The organism is Pedobacter rhodius (genome assembly GCF_027213645.1).
Classification (GTDB): Bacteria; Bacteroidota; Bacteroidia; order Sphingobacteriales; family Sphingobacteriaceae; genus Pedobacter; species Pedobacter rhodius.
Genome location: NZ_JAPWGL010000005.1, coordinates 203,550 through 228,572 on the forward strand (window position 1 = coordinate 203,550; position 25,023 = coordinate 228,572).

The window sequence follows — 25,023 nt, forward strand, 5'->3', positions numbered from 1 at the left end:
CAGCTTTGTGCCCCTTGCGCTTTTAACTTGGTGCCCTTTGCGGTTAAACTTAAACCAAATATAATGAGCTTAAAAACAATATTAGAGAACCCGAAATTAACACTTGCGCAAATTATTAACATGAGTGTTGGCTTCTTCGGAATCCAATTTGGTTGGGATTTACAGCGTGCCAACATGGGGCGTATTTACGAAAACCTTGGTGCAAACCCCGACCAGGTTCCATTGTTGTTTTTGGCGGCACCATTAACGGGGCTTTTAGTCCAGCCGGTTATCGGTTATCTGAGCGACAGGACCTGGCACCCGAAATGGGGTAGAAGAAGGCCATATTTTATGATTGGTGCTATTGTAAGTAGTATCGCTCTAATCTTTATGCCACACAGCAGTGCTTTGTGGATGGCTGCCGGTTTACTTTGGGTTTTGGATGTTTTTGGCAATATTGCAATGGAACCTTTCCGTGCTTTTGTTACCGATAAATTACCGGATAGCCAGGTTAACCGGGGGTTTATTATGCAAAGTATGATGATTGGTTTGGGCGGAAGTGTTGCCTCAGCTTTGCCCTGGTTAATGAATAATGTATTCAGCTTACAGAATACGGCAGCGCAAGGCGAGATTCCGGAGAATGTAAAATTCTCTTTTTACATCGGTGCATTTTTCTTTTTCGCAGCCGTGTTGTGGACGGTTATGACCACTAAAGAATACCCACCTCAGGATGTAGATTTTAAAGAAAAAGTTCGCGAAAGTAATAAAGGTTTTGGTGGCGGAGTTTCTGAAATATTCTCAGCTTTAAGAAACATGCCCAAACGCATGCAAATCGTTTCGCTGGTGCAGTTTTTTACCTGGCCGGGATTATTCTTAATGTGGTTTTATTATACGACAGCGGTAGCCGTAAATGTTTTTGGCGGTAAAGATGCGGCTGATCCCGTTTATGCGCACGGAGCTGATTTTGGAAGTTTAACCCTGGCATACTACAGCGTAATCACTTTTCTCTTTGCACTAGTTTTACCAAAAATCGCCGACGCTTTAGGTCGCAAAACCACACACGCGTTATGCTTAATCTGTGGTGCGGTCGGGTTAATCAGCGTGGCTTGGGTTCATGATAAAAATATGTTGTACCTGTGTATGACAGGTGTTGGTGTCGCCTGGGCAAGTATTTTGTCTATGCCTTATGCTATGCTTAGCGGTTCGTTACCTAAAGATAAAATCGGTATTTACATGGGGATTTTTAATTTCTTCATTGTATTACCCGAAATTATTGCCTCGCTTGGATTTGGCTGGTTAATGCGCAATGTATTAAACAATGACAGACTTTTAGCCGTTCAGCTTGGTGGTGGATTAATGGTTCTTGCTGCATTGATTTGCTACATCTTTATCAAAGAACCTAAAAAAACAGATGAGGTTTTGGCTGCAGAACTTGGAATCGAGGAAAACAGATCGGTTTAAATAAAAAAACTCGTCATTGCAATTTAAAAATCTGCGCTCTCAAACTTTAAGTTTGCTGTCATTTTGAGAGAAACGAAGAATCTGCAAACGATTAGCACCTGCTCAAACCTAACCCACGATTTTGTTTAGGTAGTGTATTTACGGAAGTTTTCCTTGGCATGGGATTCTTCACTGCATTCAGAATGACAAACCATAGAGTCAATAAATAAATCTAACCAAATGAAAAAAATCATTTATCTATTATTGCTTGTAACAGCAATAAATACTTCCTGCAAAAAAGCTTCACCTGATGGTGGAACAGAAACTCCAACCTCACCCTCGGTCGATTTGCCTGCGGGTGCCAAAGATGGCGTTGCATTTATCAATAGTGGTAAATCAGCAATTGTAACTTTATATGCGCCCGGTAAAACCTCCGTTTCGCTGATCGGTGAATTTAATAACTGGTCTGCTTCGGCTTCCGTTATGAAAAAAACATCAGATGGAAATACCTGGTGGATTCAAATCGATAACTTAGATCCAAACACGGAATATGCCTATCAATTCCTGGTTGACGGAACTTTAAAAGTAGCAGATCCTTATTGTGAGAAAATTCTGGATCCGGCAAACGACAGTTATATTTCTGCTGCAACTTATCCAAACCTTAAAGCTTATCCAACCGGAAAATCCACAGGTATTGTAAGTATTATGCAGGCTAACCAACCAACTTATACCTGGAAAAATACAGGTTTTAGTCGCCCCGATAAAAATAATCTTGTTATTTACGAATTGCTGGTCCGCGATTTTACGACGGAACACAATTATGCCTCCACTTTGGCAAAATTAGATTACCTGGTCAATATGGGTGTTAATGCGATTGAGCTTATGCCGGTAAATGAATTTGAAGGGAATTTAAGCTGGGGCTACAACCCGTCATTTTATTTTGCCCCTGATAAGTATTACGGCACAAAAACGGCACTTCAAAATTTCATAGACGAATGCCATGGTAAAGGAATCGCCGTAATTATGGATATGGTTTTGAATCATTCATTCGGTCAGTCGCCAATGGTTCAGTTGTATTTTGATGGCTCAAAACCTGCTTCAAACAGTCCGTGGTTTAATGTTGATGCGAAACACCCGTTCAACGTGGGTTATGATTTTAACCATGAAAGTGCAGCAACCAAATACTTTGCAAAAAATGTAATGAAATTCTGGATGCAGCAATATAAAATTGACGGCTTCAGGTTTGATTTATCAAAAGGCTTTACACAAAAAGCATCAACTGATGATGCAGGTTTCAGGCTTTATGATGCAGGTCGTGTAGCCATCTGGAAAGAATATAACAGCTTTATTAAAAGTATAGATGCAAATAATTTCTATGTGATTTTAGAACATTTTGCAGAAGAATCGGAAGAAAAAGTTTTGGCCGATGAAGGTATGATGCTGTGGAATAATCTAAATTATAATATGAATGAAGCCACCATGGGTTGGTTAGGCAGTTCAGATTTTTCCTGGGGATTTTATTCAAAACATGGTTTCAGCAAATCAGATGGTTTAATTACTTATGGCGAGAGTCATGATGAAGAGCGTTTAAATTATAAAAACATTTCCTTTGGAAACATGTCTGGAAGCTATTTAATCAAAGGAAATTTACCAACCTCGTTAAAACGCGAAGAAATGGCTGCGGCTTTTCTGTTCAGTATTCCCGGACCAAAAATGGTATGGCAATTTGGTGAGTTGGGTTACGACATCAGCATTGATTACAATGGCAGAACCGGTGAAAAACCCATCAAATGGGATTACTTTTCCGATGTAAATAGAAAAGTCTTATACGATGCTTATTCGAAATTCATCAAATTGAAAAAGAATAACAGCATTTTTAATTCTACTAATTCAACATACAATTTAGCAGGTGGTGTTAAATACATCAAACTTGTTGAAGGCACAAATACGGTCATTGTGGTTGGAAATTTTGATGTGGTTAATCAAACCGCAAATATTGATTTTGGTGCTTCGGGTATGTGGTTTGATGCTGTTGGAAATAGCATTAATCTTTCTTCAAATATCTATGGTTCAACTTTAGCTCCCGGAGAATATCATATTTTTAGTAAAACAGTTTTAAAATAAAGTTAATATTTCCAGATCCTTTGAACAATAAATGTTAATTAACGATATGGTTTAAAATGGCATTGCAAAACCGCAATGCCATTTTTTTATGGTAACATTTTCAATGTTTTTTTGATTGGCGTTTGATTAGTCGGATATTTATGCACCAAACAAAAACTAAATGAAATTTAAATTTATATTATCTGCTTTCCTGCTTGGAAGCATTTTTGCCAACGCACAACAAGTACCGAAAAGAACACCTGTAAAAGAGACAACAACAACATCGCAGGTAACGATTAAAGAAGAACCAAAACCCGCAGGGAACGAACGTGCAATAAAGGTAGAAAGTTCTGTGATTACCAATCACACGGTTAATATCAATGGCAAATCGGTAGCGTACAAAGCAACTACAGGCACCTTACCTGTTTGGGATGAGGAGGGTAAACCAATTGCAGGTCTGTTCTATACATATTATGAAAGAACTGATGTACAAAATAAAGATAAGCGGCCGCTGGTTATCTCTTTTAATGGTGGCCCGGGTTCTGCTTCCGTTTGGATGCACATCGCCTATACCGGTCCGGTTGTTTTAAATATCGATGATGAAGGCTATCCGGTTCAGCCTTATGGCTATAAAGAAAATCCATATTCAATTCTGGATGTTGCCGATATTGTTTACATCGATCCGGTTAATACAGGTTATTCAAGAGCAGTTAGTAAAGATATTCCGACAAATAAATTTTTTGGTGTAAGGGCAGATATCAAATACCTGGCCGAATGGATCAATACCTTTGTGACCAGAAATGATCGCTGGGCATCACCGAAATTTTTAATTGGTGAAAGTTATGGCACAACACGCGTTTCGGGCCTGGCTTTAGAGTTACAAAACAGCCAGTGGATGTATTTAAATGGTGTTGTTTTAGTTTCTCCAACAGAACTCGGTATAGAGAGAAGTGGTCCGGTTGATGCCGCATTACGCTTACCTTATTTCGCTGCTACCGCCTGGTACCATAAAGCTTTACCCGCTGATTTACAATCGAAGGATTTAACCGCAATGTTGCCTGAAGTGGAAAGCTTTACGATAAATGAAGTGATTCCCGCTATTTCGCAGGGTGGCATGTTAAGTGCGGAAAAGAAAAAGGCAATCGCAGCAAAAATGGCTCGTTATTCCGGAATTTCCGAAAAAGTATTCTCAGATTATAACCTTAATGTTCCAACCGATTTCTTCTGGAAGGAATTATTAAGGGAAAAAGGTTTTACCGTTGGTCGTTTAGATTCGCGTTATAAAGGTGTTGATAAAATGAGTGCCGGAGAATCTCCGGATTATAATGCTGAATTAACTTCGTGGTTGCATTCTTTTACACCTGCGATCAATATGTACATCAGAAATGAACTTAATTACAAAACGGATTTAAAGTATAACATGTTTGGCTCAGTTTATCCCTGGGATAACTCGGGCGATAAAACAGGGGATAATTTAAGACAAGCAATGGCACAAAATCCATACCTGCATTTGTTGGTTCAATCGGGATATTACGATGGTGCCTGCGATTATTTTAATGCAAAATATAGCATGTGGCAGTTAGATGCTGCTGGTAAACTTCAGGATAGAATGACCTGGGAGGGTTACCGAAGCGGCCACATGATGTACCTGCGTAAAGATGATTTGAAAACTGCAAATAGCCACATCAGGGAATTTATTAAAAAGGCATTGCCTAAAGCTGGAGAACCGGCTAAGTTTTAACCAGCATTTAAGGATTAAAAGATTATAGGATTCTTGAGGTTAAACTTCACTGAAGCTGGCTTATTTTTGCCGGCTTTTTTGTTTTTCTATTTGATGTTTGCTGTCAAATATTTATAATTACAACATAAAGCAGATACAAAATGAATGCAGCGCTCAATCTAATTTTCATAATCGCGTCTATTATTATAATTACTTATGGTGTAAATAACCTGAGTGAACCATCCAATTTGCAGGTTGCAATTGGTGTTGCTGAAATCATTCTTGGTTTACTTGTATTATATTTTCCAACAAAAAAACTATTTAAAAAACTTTAACGCTCATGGAATACGAAGAAGGCGACAGAAGAAATCTGACAAAAAAACTTATCAAATATGGGGCAATGTTAATTGCGCTTATCGTAATTTATGCAATACAACCTTTTACCTACGAAAATATAGATGCCGGAAATGTTGGTATAAAGATAAATCTTTACGGCTCGGACAGGGGTGTAGATAATATTACCATCGTAACCGGTAGGGTTTGGTATAACACCTGGACGACCAAGATAGTTGAATTTCCTACTTATACTCAATCTGTAGATTATGAACCCTTTGTGGTTACCACGAGAGATGCCGCAGAGTTTAAAGTTGATCCGAAATTAAACTATCATGTTAATGCCACCATGGTACCTCAAATTTACAGGCAGTACCGTAAACCGCTGGTAGAAATTGAACAGCAGTTTATGCGTAACACTATTTACGATGCTTATCGAATTGTAGCCAATTCATTCAGCTCAGATTCTGTAATGAGTAACAGAGAACGTTTTGAAGACCGGATACAAATGATTTTAACAAAAAACCTAAGTAAAGATGGTTTTGTTTATGACCAATTAACTTCAGCGATTACGCCGCCTGAAAGTTTGAGGCAAATGATTGATGAGAAAAACGCATCGATACAGGCGAGATTAAAAGCTGAAAACCAGGCAAAGCAGGCAGATGCTGAAGCAAAAGTTAAAGTAGCAACGGCTACAGGTGAAGCACAGGCTTTATTGGTTAGGGCTAAAGCTGAATCGGAAGCTAACCGGTTAAGACAGCAGTCATTAACACCATTATTGGTACAACAACAGTGGATTCAAAAGTGGGATGGTAAGTTGCCAACTACACAGGCAGGTGGGAATTCAAGCTTTATGCTGCCTTTAAAATAAATAAGCTGGCGGGAAAAATTTGCTATCTAAAAACTGTTAACTGCAAACTAAAAATAAATACTTATTTTTGTAACCCAATTATGCAGCAAATAAAAACATCATTCGATTTTGAAAAGCCTATTGCCGATTTAGTTCAGCAGATAGAAAAGGTTAAACAAGTTGCCGAAAAGACTAAGGTAGATATGTCTGCCACTCTGGATGAACTTGATGTCAAATTAAATGACACCACAAATAACTTATATAAGAACTTAACGGGTTGGAATAAGGTTCAAATGAGCCGCCATCCGGACAGGCCGCAAACACTTGATTACATCAATATGATTTGCGATGATTTTATTGAGTTACATGGCGACAGAACCGTTAAAGATGATAAAGCAATTATCGGTGGTTTCGCGACGATTAATGGTCAAACGGTAATGGTTATTGGTCACCAGAAAGGAAAAAATACCAAAGAGCGTCAGTATCGCAACTTCGGTATGGCAAATCCTGAAGGTTACCGTAAGGCCCTACGTTTAATGCGTTTGGCAGAAAAGTTTAATAAGCCCGTAATTTCTTTTATTGATACGATGGGCGCTTACCCTGGTTTAGAAGCCGAGGAACGCGGACAAGGAGAAGCCATTGCCAGAAACTTACTTGAAATGTCTGTATTACGTGTGCCGATTATCTGTATTGTTGTAGGTGAAGGTGCATCGGGTGGTGCCCTGGGTATCGGTATCGGTGACAAAGTTTATATGCTGGAGCATACCTGGTATTCTGTTATCTCCCCTGAATCTTGTTCTTCTATCTTATGGAGAAGCTGGGATTTTAAAGAGAAGGCCGCCGAATGCTTAAAACTGACTTCCGATGATATGTTTGGCAACAAGCTGATCGATGGAATTATCCCTGAGCCTTTAGGTGGTGCACATCAGGATCCTGAATTAATGGGACAAACCATGAAAGATTATATTTTAAAGGATTTAGCTTCTTTAGGAAAGTTAAAAACAGATAAACTTATCGAACAAAGAATTGATAAATTCTGTGCGATGGGTGTTGTAAACGAATAATATTGTTTCTTTGATATTTCGAAATCCTGTTTGAGTTAACAAGCAGGATTTTTTTTGCTATTTTCCCCGTCACGCTGAACACTGCGCTCCCGCTCGTTTGTAACGAGCGGGTAAATAGCAAATCGTATTTTACGATATAATTTGTTTAAATACCAGCGACTAAGTCGCAAAGTTATAGTGCGCTCGTTAGAAACGAGCGCAGGCAATTGTGCTCCCGCTCATTTCTAATGAGTGGGTAAATAGTAAATCGTATTTTACGATATAATTTGCTTAAACACCAGCGACTAAGTCGCAAAACTATAATGCACTCGTTAGAAACGAGCGCAAGCAATTGTGCTCCTGCTCATTTCTAATGAGTGGGTAAATAGTAAATCGTATTTTACGATCTCAATAGACATTTAATAATTCAACTTTCAAAATCCCTGGTAAACTTGTGTAATTTGAAGCTGAACTATATAAATAATGCTCAGGTTCGGAAACTATACCTGCCCTGACCGGATTTTGATGAATATAGTTCAATTTTTGAAATGTGAAATCAGGTGTTATTAATTCCACGGCATGATAGCCATCCTGCCAGACTTTATAATTTTCTATTCTTTCCAGATATCTTCCTGCAAATTCAAATTTGTTTAACAACCATTTTTTTCTGCTCTCATTGCTTTCGCTGATTTCTTTAATTAATAATTTATTGGTAAACTTTTTAAAATCTCTAACTATCTCAAATAATTTTAAGCTTCCTTCAGAAGATGCGATTAAATGAATATGATTTGTCATTAAGCAAAATGCATAAAGTTTTAAACCTTTATGTTGTTGACAGTATTTTATTGAATCTATGATGATTTCTTTGTATGAATTACGGGTAAATAAGTCTATCCAATCAACAATAGTGAAAGTAAGGAAGTATATCCCCTCAGGAGCGGTTGCTTTATATTGATCTGACATCTACTAAATATAGTAGATTATTATGAAATTTTTTGCGACTAAGTCGCAAAGCTATAATGCACTCGTTAAAAACGAGCGCAAGCAATAAGAACTAAATATGATGCTAAATGCTCCCGCTCGTTTGTAACGAGCGGGTGTATAATTAATCGTATTTTACGATATAATTTGTTTAAGCACCAGCGACTCAGTCGCAAAACTATAATGCACTCGTTAGAAACGAGCGCAGGCGATAGTGCTCCCGCTCGTTTGTAACGAGTGGGTAAATAGTAAATCGTATTTTACGATATAAATAAAACTTCCTAAGTCTTTTCCGTCGCTTTTATTTTAAGACTTCGCAGGTTTGGCTACCAACAAAAAAGCAGCTACAAATTAATGTGGCTGCTTTATAGTCTTTATAATTATAAATTATTGCCCTGGTTGCTGACCAAAGTAACCTGAAAATCTTGCTTCAAGTCCTGCAAATTGTTTTTCCAGTTGGGCGCTCACTTTCGCTTGTCCCATTGCTTTGGATACTTTCACCATCCTATCCAGGTAATACAATCCGGTTTGAACATTTTGCGTACCGGTAATGCTTCCTTTCGATGCGGAAATATCAGCCAGATAAGTCAATTCTTTTTGGATGTAATCACCGGATTTTAACAGGATATCGTTGGCTCTTGCGGTTTCACCAAGTTTATATAAGTTTTCGGCCATATAGTATTTAACAACAACAGTTCTGATACCGAAAAACTTATCAGGCATAACATTAAAATATTTATCCACTACTTTCTTTGCTTCATTAACCTTACCTTCTTTGATTAAGCTTCCGGTTAAGCTGCTGAAGAGGTTGGTGAAAATAAATGTATCATCTGAAGACTGCGGATCCAGATACTTCGCCGTTTTGATGTTACCCCATTTAAATTTCTCCATTACATTTTTGTAAAGAACAGGTGTGTTCAATAACTCTTCTCTGTCTTCATATGCGGTTGTATCTGTTTTCAGCGGCAATAAGCGTAATGCTAAACCTTCGCTGTATAAATATTTATCTAAACCGTTATATTGCTCGGAAGGAACTGTCGAAGCGAAATAAATAGGACGTTTCCAGTTATTATGAGCAAGAATATCAAGCATTGCCAATGTCCCTTTAGTTACATAGCCTTTGTTAAACTTCCACTGCATTTCAGGAGCTATTTTAGCCGCATCAGCCGCAGGTACAGTTCCTGTACTGATCACTTCCTGAGGGTTAATGGTCAGTTTAAAGTTTTTAGTTGGCAAGAAATTCGATTTTGTACCATCCTGCATGGCTACCTTATCGTCAGGGCTGTCAGATAACAACAAATCAACAACATTTTTAAGTTCTACATTACCGGCAATTTTATAGTCATCGTAAGGCATTACATCACGCACGCCCTGCACAAATTGCGATTCTTTCATCGAAATCGGTAAAGGTTCAGAATCATTTTGTTTCTGCTTCATGCCATTCAGGTACCAATCTGTATCGAACAAACTTAAGTTTACAATACGCACATCCGGACGAACTCTTTCCACTTCCTGGATATACCAAAGCGGGTAAGTATCATTATCACCGTAAGTAAATAAGATTGCATTTGGCGCACAAGATTGCAGGTAATCTAAAGCAATGTCGTGGGCAACCAATTTGGTAGAACGATCATGATCATCCCATCCCTGTTGCGCCATAATAACCGGCGCGGCAAATAAACCAATTACAGAAGCTGCAATTGCACCGGTTGTAGGCGTAAGTTTCTTAAACAGCCATTCTTTTATGGCTAATACCCCGAGACCAATCCATATGGCAAAAGCATAGAACGAGCCCACGTAAGCATAATCACGTTCGCGGGGTTCTAAAGGTTTCTGATTCAGGTATAATACAATTGCGATACCCGTGAAGAAAAATAATAAGCCGACAACACCAGCATCTTTTTGATTACGGCCAAAGTGCCAGATAGCACCCATTAAACCAATAATTAATGGTAAGAAGAAAAACCTGTTATAAGCTTTATTGTCGACAGTTGATGGCGGCAAATGACTTTGGTCGCCATGCCATACCGCATCAATTGGTTTAATGCCACTTAAAGATGTACCTTCAAAACCACTTCCTTGTCCTTGTTCATCGTTTTGGCGACCAACGAAGTTCCAGCCAAAATAACGCATGTACATATAACCAATTTGATAACTGAATAAAAACCCAACATTATCAACCAGATTTGGCTTTTTGCTGTCATCCAGATGCATCCACTCTTTGTAAAACTCGGCGTGCTTTTGGTCATCGCTATACATACGAGGTAAAAATGTATTATCAGCATATTCGTAATCGTTCTTTTTACCTGCAACTTCATACTTTTCAGCACCTTTTCTCCAGATTGTTTTTCCTTCCGTTACGCCGGTTCTTTCTGAGTTATAGTTGGGGCCGAATAGCAATGGACGATCGCCATATTGCTCGCGGTTTAAATAACTTAAGAAAGAGAAAGCATCTTTCGGAGCGCTGTTATTTAAGTTTGGGTCTGCTTTTGCTCTGATGATAATCATTGCAAATGAAGCATAACCAAAAATGATTAAAACGGTAGAAATCAGGCCTAAGTTTAATAATTTCTTTTGATGTTTGATTGAATAACGAATACCCCAAACAAATGCAGCGATAATTAAAATAGCGAAGAATAATACACCCGTTCCGAAACCTAATCCTAATGTGTTAACGAAGAATAAATCAAAGTAAGCACCAAATGAAACTAGGTATTGAATAATTCCGTATTGGATTACACCTAAAATTAATATACCAACTATCAGGGTTTTGAAAATGCCCGAAGTGGTTGCTTTACCTGTTTTTTTGAAATAATAAATAAAAGCAATTGCCGGGATGGTTAGCAAGTTTAAAAGGTGAATACCAATTGATAAACCCATTATATATGCAATAAAAAGCAACCATCTGTCAGCTCTGGGCTCATCAGCATGTGCTTCCCATTTTAAAATGCCCCAGAATACGATAGCTGTAAATAATGATGATTGCGCATAAACTTCAGATTCTACCGCTGAAAACCAAAAACTATCAGAAAAAGCATAAGCTAAAGCGCCAACTACACCTGCACCCATTATGCTGATAAGTTGACCGGTTGTTAATGCTTCGCCGGCTTTTACTAAAGTCTTTTTTGCCAGTGCAGTAATGGTCCAGAATAAGAATAATATGGTCGCTGCACTAGACAAAGCAGAACCAATGTTCATCCAGTAGGCAACTTTGGTTACATCTCCAAATGCAAACACAGAGAAAAATCTTTGTAGCATTAAAAATAGTGGTGCCCCAGGCTGGTGAACAACCTGCATCCTTAATGCAGATGCTATAAACTCGCCGCAATCCCAGAAACTAACTGAAGGTTCTAAGGTTAAAACGTAAGTTATTGTCGCTATTAAAAAGCAAACCCAGCCCGTTATATTGTTAACTTTTGAATAATTCATTGGTTTTTGATAATGATAATTAAATGTTACTGCACATAAAAATGCTGCCGAAATTAATTAATATAGTCGATAAATAAGGAATAACTCCTATTGTTTTTACAATTTTAACGGATTTTATTTTTCTAATTCGCATGAGGAAGTTAATAGACCTTTATTGTAAAATATTAAAACCCGTAAAGCGATGAGGTACACCAGGCTTCACGGGTTCTGTTTAATAACCGGTATTGAAACTAACTGCCAAGAAAAGGCGAAAATCTGGTCATGAATTGATTGTATTGCTTTTCAAGTTTATTGCTCATTTTGGTTTGTTTGTAAACCTGGGTGAGTTTCACCATTTGCCCCAGGTAAGTCATATAAACATGAACATCTCTTTCTGATGATAATCTTTTTTTGCTTTCAGCAACATCAGCAAGATGCGTTAATTCTTTTTTCATATAATCTGCTGATTGATTGATAAAGGCATTTGCCCGGTTTAAATCATTTAGCCGGTAAAGATTTTCAGTAAAATAAAATGAACTCATTAGGTGGCGCATGCTGTAAAATTTAAGCGGCATCACTTCATAGTATTTGTTCACTACTGCTTTACTTTCTGCAATTTTGCCTTCATTAATTAATCCGCCAATCAAACTGTTAAACATATTAGAAAACATGGTTACATCATCTGCCGATTGCCTGTCTAAGTGATTCGCATATTTAATATTTCCGTAATTATAATTGGTAAGCATGTTTTTTAAAAAGGGTTTCACATTCACCTGTTCAAATATGCCCTGCTTCGAAGTGTCGGGTTTCAGCGGCAGCAGACGGTAATTTAATCCTTCCGAATACAAATATTTATTCAACCCAACATATTGTTCATCGGGCATGGCGGCACTAAAATAAATTGGTCTTTTCCAATTGTTATGTGTCAATATATCAAGCAATGCCAAAGTACCTTTTGTTAAGTAATCGGAATTATAAGTCCACTCCATGCTATTTGCAATTTTGCCGGCATCTTCAACAGGAACTGTGCCTGTATCAAGTACTTCCCGCTGGTTAACGCTAAGTTTAAAGTTTTTCGTTGGTAAAACATTGGCCTTCGAACCATCCTGAAGTGTTATTTTATCTTCATCATTATCCGATAATAAAACTTCCATCAATTGTTTTAACTCAACATTTTGTGCAATTTTAAAATCCTGATAATAGATTACATCGCGGGTGCCTTCGGCATACTGACTTGGTTTCATCGAAATGGGAAGTGGTGTTGAATCGTTCTGTTTACGTTTCATGCCATCGATATACCAGTCTGCGGTAAACAAACTCAGGTTTACAATTCTAACATCAGGACGAACGTGCTCAACTTCTTGTGCATACCAAACCGGAAAAGTATCATTGTCGCCGTACGTAAACAGTATAGCGTTCGGTGCACATGATTTCAGGTAATCAATAGAAATATCTCTTGCCAAATGGCTTTCTGAACGGTTATGGTCGTCCCAACCTTGGTTTGCCATTAGGAGTGGGGCCGCAATAAGCGCAATTAAGGACGCAAAAATTGCGGATTTCACAGGCGTCATTTTTTTTAATAGCCATTCTTTCAACCCAATTACACTTAAACCAATCCAGATTGAAAAGGCGTAGAATGAACCGACATAGGCATAATCCCGCTCGCGGGGTTCAATTGGAACAGAGTTTAGGTATAGAACTATGGCAACACCGGTAAAGAAAAATAACAATCCAATAATACCGGCTTGTTTTTGATTTCTCTTGAAATGCCAAACCGCACCAATTAACCCTAAAATAAATGGCAGAAAGAAGAACCGGTTATAAGCTTTATTATCTACAATTGATGGCGGTAAGTTTTTCTGATCGCCTAGTCGAATCGCATCAACAGGCTTCACGCCGCTTAACCAGCCACCACCGTTTTCACCCACTTGTCCATCCTGATTGTTTTGGCGGCCAACAAAGTTCCACATAAAGTAACGCATGTACATCTGGCCAGCCTGAAAAGAAAACATATAATTCAGGTTATCTATAAAACCAGGTTTGTGCGAATCATCAAAACCCATCCAGCTTTTATAAAACTGTACATGTTCAGGTTTATCGCTGTACATTCTTGGTAATAAAGTGTTTTCTGCAAATACATAATCAGATTTGGTTCCTGCGGGTTCGTATTTTTTATCACCTTTTCGGTAAAGCTTCCCGGTTTCTTTAATATCGATTTTTTCAGAATTATAGTTTTCTCCATATAATAATGGCCGGTCACCATACTGGGCACGATTTACATAATTTAGAAACGTGAAGGCATTTTCGGGATTTGTATTATTTAAGTTTGGTTTTGCATGTGCCCTGATTATCAACATTGAAAAAGAACTGTAGCCAAATATGAGCAGTACTGTTGATACCAGAGCTAAATTCAAAACCTGTTTTTTCTTTTGAATGGAATACCTTATTGCAAAAACCAGTGCTGAAATAAGTAAGATGGCAAAAAATAAAATGCCTGTTCCAAAACCTAAGCCTAAAGTATTCACAAAAAACAAATCGATATAAGCTGCGGTTGAAACTGAATATTGAATAATACCGAATTGAACAAATGCAAGAATCAAAACAGAAACCAAAAACGTTTTGATAATTCCTTTATTGGTAGGGTTTGGGGTTTTTCGGAAGTAATAAACAAAAACAACGGCAGGGATAACCAGGAGGTTTAATAAGTGTACACCAATTGAAAGGCCAATCACGTAAGCGACAAAAGCCAGCCATCGGTCAGCACGAGGTTGCTCCGCCTGTGATTCCCATTTTAAAATGCCCCAGAAGGCCACAGCTGTACAAAGCGAAGATAAAGCATAAACTTCTGCCTCTACTGCCGAAAACCAAAAACTATCTGAATAGGTGTAGGCTAATGCACCGACCAGTCCTGCTCCAATAATGCTTATCGTTTTAGCGCTTGTAATTTCCTCATTCGCCTTAACTAAAACTCGTTTTGCCAGTGCCGTAATTGTCCAGAATAAAAACAATATGGTAGCTGCACTTGCCAAGGCAGAAGCAACATTCATGAAATAGGCTACTCTGGTTACATCGCCTAAAGCAAAAGCAGAAAATATCCTTTGAATCATAGATACCAGCGGTGCTCCGGGTTGATGAACAACTTCTAATCGGAAAGCTGAAGCAATAAATTCGCCGCAGTCCCAAAAACTTGCAGATTGATCTAAAGTTAAAATGTAAGTTACAGCGGCAATAAAAAAACACAGCCAACCGGTTAAGTTGTTGATTTTCGGATAAGTCATGGTCAGTTTAGTAATTGATAGTAAAACGATTATAGGTTTTAACCTATAAAGTCGGATTTAAAATAAAAACGTTGCACAATGGGCGAATAATTTTTCAATCCTTTTGAACGCAGCATAATTTTTATTTTTTTTTAAATCGCTCTTGCATATTTAAAATATGCTGCCTACATTTGCATTCCCTTTCGGGGATATATCCTCGAAAAGCTTTTGTCCGATAGTATAAGGGTAGTACGACAGTTTTTGGTACTGTTTGTCTTGGTTCGAATCCAGGTCGGACAACAAAATTTAGCATCGGATCGTGTATTTCAAAAATGCATGATCCGATTTTTTTTAAACCGTAAACTACTCACGGATCATGCCATTGCAGTTTAACCCGGTTAAATTATTTTCCGGAACAGGTTCAAGAGGATTATCACTAAAAATTGCTGAAAGTTACGGCAAACCACTTGGTGAAGTTACCATTCACAAATTTAGCGATGGCGAGTTTCAGCCTTCATTTGATGAATCAATCCGGGGCTGCGATGTTTTTTTAATCCAATCTACTTATCAGCCCAGCGATAATTTAATGGAACTTTTGTTAATGGTTGATGCCGCAAAAAGAGCTTCAGCACATTACATAACAGCAGTTGTTCCTTATTATGGTTTGGCCCGTCAGGATAGAAAAGATAAACCGCGTGTGGCAATCGGAGCTAAATTGGTTGCTAATTTGTTAAAATCAGCAGGTATTCACCGTATTATGACGATGGATTTGCATGCTGCACAGATACAGGGATTTTTTGATATTCCGGTCGATCACTTAGATGGTTCGGTGATATTTGTTCCTTATATCAAAAGCTTAAACCTGCCAAATTTAACCATCGCATCGCCAGATATGGGCGGTTCGTACAGGGCTCGTACCTTTGCGAAATTTTTTAATGCCGAGGTTATTATTTGTGATAAACGCCGTAAACGTGCTAACGAAATCGAATCAATGTCGATTATCGGTGATGTTACGGGACAGGATGTTGTGCTGATTGATGATATTTGCGATACCGCTGGCACCTTATCGAAAGCTGCGGCTTTAATTATGGAAAATGGCGCTGCAAGTGTAAGAGCAGTTTGTACGCACGCAGTATTATCAGGCAAAGCAATAGAAACAGTTGAAAATTCTGTATTATCAGAATTAATTGTTACTGATACGATCCCTTTAAAACAGGAGAGTTCGAAAATCAGGGTGCTGAGTACAGCGAGTTTATTTGCAAGAGCAATTGCTAATGTAAACGAACATGGCTCAATCAGCGATTTGTTTAGAGTATAAAAACGTTGGTCGTTTTTCGTTATTCGTTTTTACGATTCAGCGATAGACGACAGACGCAAAACGAATTTTAATAAATAAATATAAATAAAATGAAAACAATCGCAATTAGCGGTTCTCCAAGAGAGAACGTAGGGAAACGCGATGCCAAGGAACTTCGTTACGAAGGTAAAGTTCCGGCGGTATTGTATGGTGGAAAAGAGCAACAACACTTAGCTGTGGTTATTGCTGACTTAAGAGATGTTATTTATACCCCGGAAGTGAACTTTGTAGAGATTGATGTTAACGGTACAAAAACTAAAGCTATCGTAAAAGACACTCAATTCCACCCACTTACTGATGTATTAATGCACATCGATTTTCTTCAGTTATTTGATGAAAAAGAAATCGTAATGGAAATCCCTGTAAAATTAACAGGAACTTCTCCAGGTGTTAAAATGGGTGGTAAGTTAATCCAGAAATTACGTAAACTTCGTGTTAAAGCTTTACCTGCTGATATGCCTCAAAACGTTGAAGTAAGTTTAGAAAAATTAGAAGTTGGTAGCTTATTCCGTGTTCGCGATTTAAAAGGCGATAAATATGCTATCACTAACACACCTGAAGATACTATCGTTTCAGTTGCAATGTCTAGAGCATTAAAACAAGCAGAAACCGAAGCTGCTAAAGGTAAAAAATAGTCAGGATTTTCTGATTAAAGGATTAAGCGGTGCAAATTTATTTGCACCGCTTTTTTTTAGCCAGGATTTAAGGATTACTGGATTTTCAGGATTTCTTTCCATCATCCATTTGACATCTACCATTTTCCATACTCCATCCAACATCTATCATTTCCCATCAAAACCGTCTTTTCTTATTAATCTTCTCTTTTTTCCTTCACCTTTGCTCTTTTCGCTTTAAGCTTTTACCTTTACGCTTATGAAATATCTCATCGTTGGTTTAGGAAATATCGGTCCGGATTATGCCCATACGCGACATAATATTGGTTTTGATATCGCTGATGAACTTGTAAAGGGTTTAGGCGGAAGTTTTGAAAACATCCGGCTGGCTTATTATTCAGAAGTAAGTTTTAAAGGCAAGAAACTACACGTAATTAAACCAACCACTTTCATGAACCTGAGCGGTAAAGCCGTAAACTATTGGATGAAAGAACTCAAGATAGCGCCTGAAAATGTTTTGGTTATTGTTGATGATTTAGCTTTACCCCTGGGTAAACTTCGTTTAAAGCTACAGGGTAGCAGCGCAGGCCATAATGGTTTAAAGAGTATCGAAGAAGTTTGTGGCGGACAGAACTACGCCCGCTTACGTTTCGGCATTGGTAACGATTACCCTAAAGGAAGACAGGTTGATTTTGTATTAGGCTTATTTGATAAAAACGAACAGCTGGAATTACCTGCGCTGATAGATAAAAGCGTTGATCTTATCAAGAGCTTTGTAACCGTCGGTCCGGCCCATACCATGACTGCTTTTAATAAATAGTCCGTTATTTCTAAAGTCGTCATTGCTTCTTACCTCGCAATGACGCTGTGAGTCTAAACAAAAAAAGACCATCTTTCGATGGTCTCTGAGTGCTATTATAGTTAGTTAATGATTATTTAACTTGTTCCTGAGCTCTTGCAATGTAAGCATCAACTAATTGTGCTTCCTGGCTTTCAGGGTATTGGGTTTTAATTTTTGTATAAGCTTCAACAGCGCCTTTAAAATCTTTAAGGCTTTCATTTACCAGACCTATTTTCTTTAAAAACATAGGGGAAGTAAATTTGCTCGATTTATCAGCAGCTTTTTTATAATAAGTTAATGCTTGTTTATAGTCTTTCAATTCGCTGTAAGCATCCCCCAATAAGCCTAAAGCTAATGGATCTGCAACCGGGCTTCCGGTAGCGCTATATTTACTTAACGCATCAACAGCTTGCTTGTACTCGCCTTTGCGTAAATAGATGCCGCCTAAATAAAGGTTCGCCAAATTTGCTGATTTTGTGTTATCGTAATCTTTAGCAATTTGCTCTAATCCAGGGTAACCACCCTCACCTTTAATCGCTTTATTTGATAATGAATCAACACCGATCAATTGTTCTGCTTTAAACATTTTGCTTGCAGCCTCTTTCGCACGGTCTTTTAAATATACATTCTGGTACCAAAAATAAACACCAATTAAAACGATTATAGCACCTGCTATAAACAACAGGCTTTTATTGTTTTCCTGTAAAAAAGAACCTTTTTTAATAGGTTGAGTTGTCTGGTTATCTGTTGTAGACATGTTGGTTTAAAAAATTAAGATTGCAAAAATACGTTTTTCAATCAAAGTATCAATCTTTATTTTCAAGTATTTGTTTAAACTATAGTTATTTAGCCATTACGAATTTGGAATAAGCAATTCTTTTACCTTAATAAACTAATCAGGGTATGAAACCATGTTTTATTATCACTAAAAATACCGGTATGGTTTATTATAAGGTAAATTGTTTGATGCTCCGAATGGTTCCTAAAAGATTTGATTCTTATCGGCTGCCAGAACAGGCCAAAATTTTTCACTGCAGAAGCCGGGAATAATTCATCAAAGCCCATGTATACTTCTTCAATTTGTGATAAAGGAAGTTCTAAATGTTCATCTCCGGTTATAAAAAGACCATTTGATGCCAGTAAGATATTACCTTCGTGATTATGTAGTGGCTTTAAAAACGAAAACATTCCTGCAATCTTTTTTACCCAGCTGAATTTTTTTTCATCGTTAAGTTCATGGTCGTATGACCAAAGAACATTTCCTTCTAACATTTTTTGCGCAACCATATATTTTTCCTTGCGATGAATGTAAGCTTTATTTTTAACATTGGCCCTTTCAAGGGTAAAAAATCGGTAAATTGCATCATAATTTATGTGGTTAAAAAACATTACCCTTCTTAATTTTAAAAATTATAGCGATGCCGGGATCAGCTTTTCTGAAACCGTAAACGTTTTTACAGGCAATAACGGCTCAGGCAAAACCAATATGCTCGATGCAATCCATTACCTCTGCTTATGTAAAAGTTATTTTAATCCGATTGACGGTCAGCAGATTAAAAGTGGTGAAGATGTTTTTATGATTCAGGGTGATTTCGATCGGAATGAAAAAAACGAAAAAATAAGCTGTGGGGTTAAAAGAAACCAAAAAAAGCAGTTTAAAAGAAATAAGAAAGCGTACGATAAACTTGCCGATCATATTGGTTTATTTCCGGTTGTGATGGTTTCGCCTTACGACGTAAACCTGATTATGGAAGGAAGTGAAGAACGCCGGAAATTTATTGATAATGTAATTTCACAAACAGATTCATTTTACCTGGATCAGTTGATTGCTTATAATCGAATCTTAACCAACCGGAATGCTTTATTGAAACAAATTGCGATAACCAAACGATACGATGCAGCCCTGCTCGAAATCTTAGATGAGCAATTAGTTGCTTCCGGTAATCAGATTTTTGCAACCCGAAAAGCTTTTATGGATGCTTTTATTCCATTGTTTAATCAATACTACAGTTACCTTACTGATAATAGGGAAGCCGTAGAATTGAATTATCAATCGCAATTGAGCGAAAATTCATTTGAAGCATTGTTGCAGAAATCAGTTGAAAAAGACAGGGTTCTGGAACGAACAACGGCCGGCATCCATAAGGATGAACTTGTTTTTATTATAAGTGGAATGCCTTTGAAAAAGTTTGGTTCGCAAGGGCAGCAAAAATCTTTTTTAATTGCATTGAAACTGGCACAATATGCTTACCTGGCAAAAAACAAGGGTTTTAAGCCATTACTTCTTTTAGATGATATTTTTGATAAACTTGATGACAACCGCGTACATAAGCTTATGCAAATGGTTTCTCATCACGATTTCGGACAAATATTTATTACCGATACAGGGATAGAAAGAGTCAAATCAATTTTTAATAACATAGAAGTTGATGTAACTTTGTTTGAAGTGGAAAACGGACAAATACAAAATGCGTAAACCGAATGATTTTACCCTTAAAGATGCCATCAGCAAAATGCTGGATGTGTATCGTTTGCGCCGTAAATTCGACGAAACTTCCATATTAGCCATCTGGCCGGAAATTATGGGTACAGCAATCGCAAACAGAACCAAACAAATTTATATACACGATAAAAAACTGTTCATTCGTATAGAATCGTCAGTAATAAAAAACGAACTGGTTATGGTTCGTCAAGGTATTATTCAAAAGCTTAATGCCCATGCAGGGAGCGAGGTTATTAATGAAATGGTTTTTCTGTAACATAAAAAAGGTTAAAGATTTTAGTCTTTAACCTTTTTTATGATTGATAGAGTATATATTGCTACCCTTTGTTTCCGCCACCGAATACTTTAGCAAGTATCCATATTAACAGTGCCACTACAATAACAATAACAATTACGCCTGTCCAAACGCCGGCTTTAAAAATACCACCTATAAGTTCGCAACTGCTAAGTGTTGTGCATAAAAATGCAATCAGTACTAAAGGGAATGTTCTTTTCATGATGTTAATTTTGATATAGCTAACACCTGAAAGAGAAAAAATGTTTTATAGTATTATTACTTACCGTTAACTTTTAACAATTCAATTTCGAAAATTAAGGTGCTGTAAGGTGGTATGTCAGGACCATAACCACGTTCGCCGTAAGCTAAATTGTAGGGTACAAATAATTTGTATTTTGAACCTGTATTCATCAACTGAACACCTTCTGTCCAGCCTGGTATTACACGGTTTAACGGGAAACTAATTGGCTCACCTCTGTCATAAGAACTATCAAATTGCTTTCCATTTAATAAAGTGCCTTTGTAATTTACTAAAACTGAATCTGTTGCAGCAGTTGGTTTAGCACCGGTTCCGGCAGTTAAAACTTCATATTGTAGTCCGCTTGCAGTTGTTTTTACACCTGCACGTTTCTTATTCTGCTCTAAAAATGTTTTGCCTTCGGTAATGTTTCCTGTAAATTTGTCTTTGTTAGCGTTCGTTAGCGCCTCATTAATACATTGTTGTGCTTGTTGCTGATTTAAAATAACTTTACCGCCAGTAAATGCATCTTTTAGTCCTTTTAGCAACACATCATAATTCATGGTAGACAATCCGGTCGTTTTTAAACTCGCACCAATAGATGAGCCGAATGCATAACTAACAGAATCTAAGCCGGATTTTAAAACTACAGGCGCCGAAATTGTTTTAGCTGTAGCAGCAGGTTTTTTTGCAACAGGTTTTTTCGTCTGCGCAAATGATGTAATGGAGATACCTGAAACAAATATCGTTAAGAAAATTTTTTTCATTTGAATGATTTTGATTGTTGTTAACAGATAACAACTCTTAATTATTATTATTTATGGGCCGAAAGATACAAAACTTATAAAACAATAAAACCCCGAATAATCGAGGTTTTAAATTTATATTTTGAATGAATGCTTAGAAACGCTCGTCAGCTTTGAAGAAAAAGTTTCCTTCAATCTCGGCATTTTCATCAGAATCTGATCCATGAACTGCATTTGCATCGATAGATTTAGCATATTTCTGGCGGATAGTGCCTTCTGCGGCTTCAGCAGGATTGGTCGCACCGATTAATTTTCTGAAATCTTCAATGGCATTGTCTTTCTCCAGGATAGCTGCAACAATTGGTCCTGATGACATGAAGCCAACTAAATCTTTGTAAAAAGGGCGTTCTGCGTGTACTGCATAAAACTGGCCGGCAGTCTCGTCAGTTAGCTTAGTATACTTTAATGCAATGATTTTGAAACCCGCATTAGTAATATCATTTAAGATTGCTCCGATGTGGCCATTAGCAACTGCATCCGGCTTAATCATAGTAAAAGTTCTGTTAGTGCTCATTGTACTTAATATCAAATTTTTTGCAAAAATACGTTTTAATTGATGAAATAGAAATGTTTATTATTCTTTAAACTTTTCCGGCCTTTGATAAACGTCAGTTTGCTCCTTTAATGTATTATTAATTTTAGCTCCATCAAATTAAAGCGGGATTAATATGAAATTATGATGATTTAAGTTTTATTTAAAATAAGTCTAAATAAATTTGGAATTTAAATGACCAATATTACCTTTGCGGCTGTTTAGAATCAATCCAGATAATCATGACTAAAAAATTTACACACCTTCTTGGCATTGTGGTCGTACTGCTGTTTGCATCATTAGATCTGATGGCCCAAACAAAAACGGGAAGTATTAACGGCTACATAAAAACCAGCGACGGCAAGCCCGCCGCTTATGTAAGTGTTGGTTTGAAAAATATGAATAAAACGACTCAAACTGACGAAAGTGGGAGTTTCACAATCAAAAATTTACCCGCAGGTACATATGTAGTAAAAATCTCTGCTGTTGGTGTTAAAGCCCAGGAAGGGCAAATTTCAATTGCTGAAGGAGCATCAGCTACTTTAGATTTCTCCATTTCAGAATCAGCTTCACAATTAGATGAAGTATCTGTTAACGGTTATAAAACGCCAAATAAAAAGCCTGTTAATTTGGGTAAAATAGCGATTGCACCAATTGATTTACCACAGGCAGTTCAGGTTATCGGCAACCAGGTGATTACCGATCAGCAGGCGAACCGTTTAAGCGATGTATTAAAAAATGTTAATGGTGTTGCGTTTGGAGAAAATCGTGGTTCGGTAAGCGGCGAAACTTTCTTCGCCCGTGGCTACAGCCTTGGTACAAATAATGTTTTTAAAAATGGCGCTCGTGCCACCAGTGGTGGTATGCCTGAGGTTAGTACTTTAGAATCTATCGAGGTACTAAAGGGAAGTGCTGCACTATTATATGGCGGTGTAACCGGCGGGGCAGTAGTGAATTTGGTAACTAAAAGACCAAAATTTGAATATGGGGGTGAAGTTTCAATGCGTGGTGGCAGTTATGATATGTATAAGCCAACAGGCGATGTATATGGGCCCATTACAAAGAATTTAGCTTTTCGTTTAATTGGTAACTATGAAGATGCTGCGAGTTTTAGAAACACAGTTAATTCTAACAGAATATATGTAAATCCATCTTTACTGTATAAAATTAATGAGAAAACCGACATTTTGCTACAAGGTGATTATTTAAAAAGCGACATGACGCCGGATTTTGGTATCGGTACCGTAAACAATCAGATTATTGATATTGGTCGCAGCGCATTTGTAAATGCGCCCTGGGCATACAACAATACAAATACAGTTACTTCCCAGTTAAATGTAAATCATAAATTTAACGATAACTGGAAACTGAATGTTCTGGCAAATCTTCAATCTTATAACCGTAATTACTTTAGTGCAGAGCGACCGTTTGCTGACCAGCTTGCGGCTACTGCACTTCCGTATGGGATTGCGCAACGTAATGTTACCCGCTCAAAAACAAAAGAATTTACCTACAACCAGCAGATTAATTTAAACGGTTCCTTCAAAACAGGAAATGTAACCCATACCTTGTTAGTCGGTGCGGATGCAGACCAGTCCAGAACAACCAGTGGTGGCTTCGTTTTTAATAATAATTTAACTGCTTTTAATTATGGTAACGTTAACCTGCTCGACCCCACAACTTATTATGGATCAGGGATAGAGCCGATTGCTACTATGACTACTCAAACCTTTGCGCCACTTTATCGCATGGGTACTTTTGTTCAGGATTTGGTTTCTATTACCGAAAAATTCAAAATACTTGCAGGTATTCGTTATACTTTTCAAAAAACACCCAGAACAGTTTCTACAAATTTAGTGACCGGTGTGCAAACGTTAAGCGTAAACAGTTTAGATAAATCGAAAACAGAAAATGCATTTTCTCCAAAATTTGGATTGATTTACCAGCCTTTAAAAACAACTTCATTATATGTTAGTTACGCAAACAATTTTATTCAAAATACCGGTACGGATATTAACCTGGCGCCACTTGATCCATCGACTGTAGATCAATATGAAGCCGGCATTAAAAACGACTTATTTAAAGGCAGGTTATCTGCTAATTTAACGGTGTACAGAATTGCAAATAACAAATTCGCACAACAGGCACTGTTAAATGCACAGGGCGCGCCAAATGGGGATGCAAATATTAAAGAACTTAATGGGAAAACGCTGAGCGACGGGCTTGAACTTGACATTACAGGGACTATCGTAAAAGGATTAAATTTCATTGCTGGTTATAGTTATAACTTTATCCGTTACACGGAAACCCGCGATAAAACAGTTTACACCGTTCCAAATCCTACAACCGCCAACCCAAATGCAACCAGAACCGTAACGCTTGGCGGGGTAGTTGAAGGCCAGAGACTGGTGGGATCTACTAAAAATACGGCAAACGGTACATTATTTTATACTTTTCAGGAAGGCGGCATAAAAGGCTTAAAGCTGGGCGCATCAGCATATTACACAGGCGCCCGTAATGGCGGCTACAATGACACCAAAATTCAAAATTATAGCCGATTAATTCCTTTAAGTGCTTTTACAACGTTTGATTTTTCAGCAGGATATAACTGGAAAAAGATTTCACTATTGGCAAAAGTTGCAAACATTACCAATGAACTTAATTATTTTGTTCATGAAAACTATAGTGTTAACCCAATTCCGCCCCGCCAGTTTGTTACCACGTTATCTTATAGATTTTAG

20 protein-coding genes are annotated in these 25,023 nt (G+C 37.6%); 12 read left to right on the forward strand and 8 right to left on the reverse strand.

Translation table 11 applies throughout. From position 1 onward, the window contains the following. Positions 1–63 precede the first annotated feature (63 nt). The 6 genes from O0931_RS17600 (at position 64) to O0931_RS17625 (ending at position 7,489) form a co-directional block, all read left to right on the forward strand. The gene (locus O0931_RS17600) at positions 64–1,440 is read left to right on the forward strand and encodes an MFS transporter (RefSeq protein ID WP_269416795.1); all 1,377 of its coding nucleotides are present in this window, start codon (positions 64–66) and stop codon (positions 1,438–1,440) included. A 219-nt stretch (positions 1,441–1,659) separates the two neighbouring features. Further along, positions 1,660–3,543, forward strand: a complete 1,884-nt coding sequence (locus O0931_RS17605) for an alpha-amylase family glycosyl hydrolase (RefSeq protein WP_269416796.1) — start codon at positions 1,660–1,662, stop codon at positions 3,541–3,543. A 160-nt stretch (positions 3,544–3,703) separates the two neighbouring features. Further along, positions 3,704–5,263 (forward strand): S10 family peptidase, encoded by a 1,560-nt coding sequence (locus O0931_RS17610; protein WP_269416797.1) that lies wholly within the window; start codon positions 3,704–3,706, stop codon positions 5,261–5,263. Between the two features lie 140 nt (positions 5,264–5,403). Then, a complete protein-coding gene (locus O0931_RS17615) occupies positions 5,404–5,577 on the forward strand; it encodes a hypothetical protein (protein WP_269416798.1) in 174 nt (57 codons plus the stop codon). A 5-nt stretch (positions 5,578–5,582) separates the two neighbouring features. Continuing rightward, positions 5,583–6,446 carry an SPFH domain-containing protein gene (locus O0931_RS17620; RefSeq protein WP_269416799.1) on the forward strand — a complete coding sequence of 288 codons (864 nt, stop codon included), beginning with the start codon at positions 5,583–5,585 and terminating at the stop codon, positions 6,444–6,446. 80 nt (positions 6,447–6,526) lie between these two features. After that, the gene (locus O0931_RS17625) at positions 6,527–7,489 is read left to right on the forward strand and encodes an acetyl-CoA carboxylase carboxyltransferase subunit alpha (protein ID WP_269416800.1); all 963 of its coding nucleotides are present in this window, start codon (positions 6,527–6,529) and stop codon (positions 7,487–7,489) included. Positions 7,490–7,876: 387 nt separating this feature from the next. Here O0931_RS17625 and O0931_RS17630 read toward each other — a convergent pair whose 3' ends face one another. From O0931_RS17630 to O0931_RS17640, 3 genes are all read right to left on the reverse strand, one after another. Continuing rightward, complete coding sequence (locus O0931_RS17630) at positions 7,877–8,431, reverse strand: REP-associated tyrosine transposase (protein ID WP_269416801.1); 555 nt, start codon at positions 8,429–8,431, stop codon at positions 7,877–7,879. Positions 8,432–8,836: 405 nt separating this feature from the next. Beyond that, on the reverse strand, positions 8,837–11,878 hold the full coding sequence (locus tag O0931_RS17635) for a DUF2723 domain-containing protein (RefSeq protein WP_269416802.1): 3,042 nt from the start codon (positions 11,876–11,878) through the stop codon (positions 8,837–8,839). 230 nt (positions 11,879–12,108) lie between these two features. Beyond that, positions 12,109–15,135, reverse strand: coding sequence for a glycosyltransferase family 117 protein (locus O0931_RS17640; RefSeq protein ID WP_269416803.1), 3,027 nt, complete (start codon positions 15,133–15,135; stop codon positions 12,109–12,111). Between the two features lie 355 nt (positions 15,136–15,490). On the opposite strand from O0931_RS17640, the gene O0931_RS17645 reads away from it, so the two are divergent. From O0931_RS17645 to pth, 3 genes are all read left to right on the forward strand, one after another. Then, entirely contained in the window at positions 15,491–16,432 is a 942-nt protein-coding gene (locus tag O0931_RS17645) for a ribose-phosphate pyrophosphokinase (protein ID WP_331283634.1), read from the forward strand. Between the two features lie 89 nt (positions 16,433–16,521). Then, complete coding sequence (locus tag O0931_RS17650; RefSeq protein WP_269416804.1) at positions 16,522–17,106, forward strand: 50S ribosomal protein L25/general stress protein Ctc; 585 nt, start codon at positions 16,522–16,524, stop codon at positions 17,104–17,106. A gap of 238 nt (positions 17,107–17,344) precedes the next feature. Next, a complete protein-coding gene (gene pth / locus O0931_RS17655; RefSeq protein ID WP_113950333.1) occupies positions 17,345–17,905 on the forward strand; it encodes an aminoacyl-tRNA hydrolase in 561 nt (186 codons plus the stop codon). Positions 17,906–18,017: 112 nt separating this feature from the next. Here the strand turns inward: pth and O0931_RS17660 are convergent, their stop codons facing one another. Both O0931_RS17660 and O0931_RS17665 read right to left on the reverse strand, forming a co-directional pair. Further along, a complete protein-coding gene (locus tag O0931_RS17660; protein WP_269416805.1) occupies positions 18,018–18,683 on the reverse strand; it encodes a tetratricopeptide repeat protein in 666 nt (221 codons plus the stop codon). 122 nt (positions 18,684–18,805) lie between these two features. Further along, positions 18,806–19,315, reverse strand: coding sequence for a hypothetical protein (locus O0931_RS17665; RefSeq protein ID WP_269416806.1), 510 nt, complete (start codon positions 19,313–19,315; stop codon positions 18,806–18,808). On the opposite strand from O0931_RS17665, the gene recF reads away from it, so the two are divergent. After that, complete coding sequence (gene recF / locus O0931_RS17670) at positions 19,299–20,402, forward strand: DNA replication/repair protein RecF (RefSeq protein ID WP_269416807.1); 1,104 nt, start codon at positions 19,299–19,301, stop codon at positions 20,400–20,402. The two genes, O0931_RS17665 and recF, sit on opposite strands and share 17 nt — an antisense overlap. Beyond that, positions 20,395–20,685: a DciA family protein gene (locus O0931_RS17675; protein WP_269416808.1), complete on the forward strand. Its 291-nt coding sequence runs from the start codon at positions 20,395–20,397 to the stop codon at positions 20,683–20,685. Before recF ends, O0931_RS17675 begins: the two co-directional genes overlap by 8 nt. 61 nt (positions 20,686–20,746) lie before the next feature. Here the strand turns inward: O0931_RS17675 and O0931_RS17680 are convergent, their stop codons facing one another. The 3 genes from O0931_RS17680 to O0931_RS17690 all read right to left on the reverse strand — a co-directional run bounded on the left by O0931_RS17680 (position 20,747) and on the right by O0931_RS17690 (position 22,264). After that, positions 20,747–20,926 carry a hypothetical protein gene (locus O0931_RS17680; protein WP_269416809.1) on the reverse strand — a complete coding sequence of 60 codons (180 nt, stop codon included), beginning with the start codon at positions 20,924–20,926 and terminating at the stop codon, positions 20,747–20,749. Between the two features lie 56 nt (positions 20,927–20,982). Continuing rightward, positions 20,983–21,711, reverse strand: a complete 729-nt coding sequence (bamJ, locus tag O0931_RS17685; protein WP_269416810.1) for a BamJ family beta-barrel-assembly machinery protein — start codon at positions 21,709–21,711, stop codon at positions 20,983–20,985. A 133-nt stretch (positions 21,712–21,844) separates the two neighbouring features. Continuing rightward, positions 21,845–22,264, reverse strand: coding sequence for a nucleoside-diphosphate kinase (locus tag O0931_RS17690; protein ID WP_269416811.1), 420 nt, complete (start codon positions 22,262–22,264; stop codon positions 21,845–21,847). A 260-nt stretch (positions 22,265–22,524) separates the two neighbouring features. On the opposite strand from O0931_RS17690, the gene O0931_RS17695 reads away from it, so the two are divergent. Continuing rightward, entirely contained in the window at positions 22,525–25,023 is a 2,499-nt protein-coding gene (locus O0931_RS17695; protein WP_269416812.1) for a TonB-dependent receptor, read from the forward strand.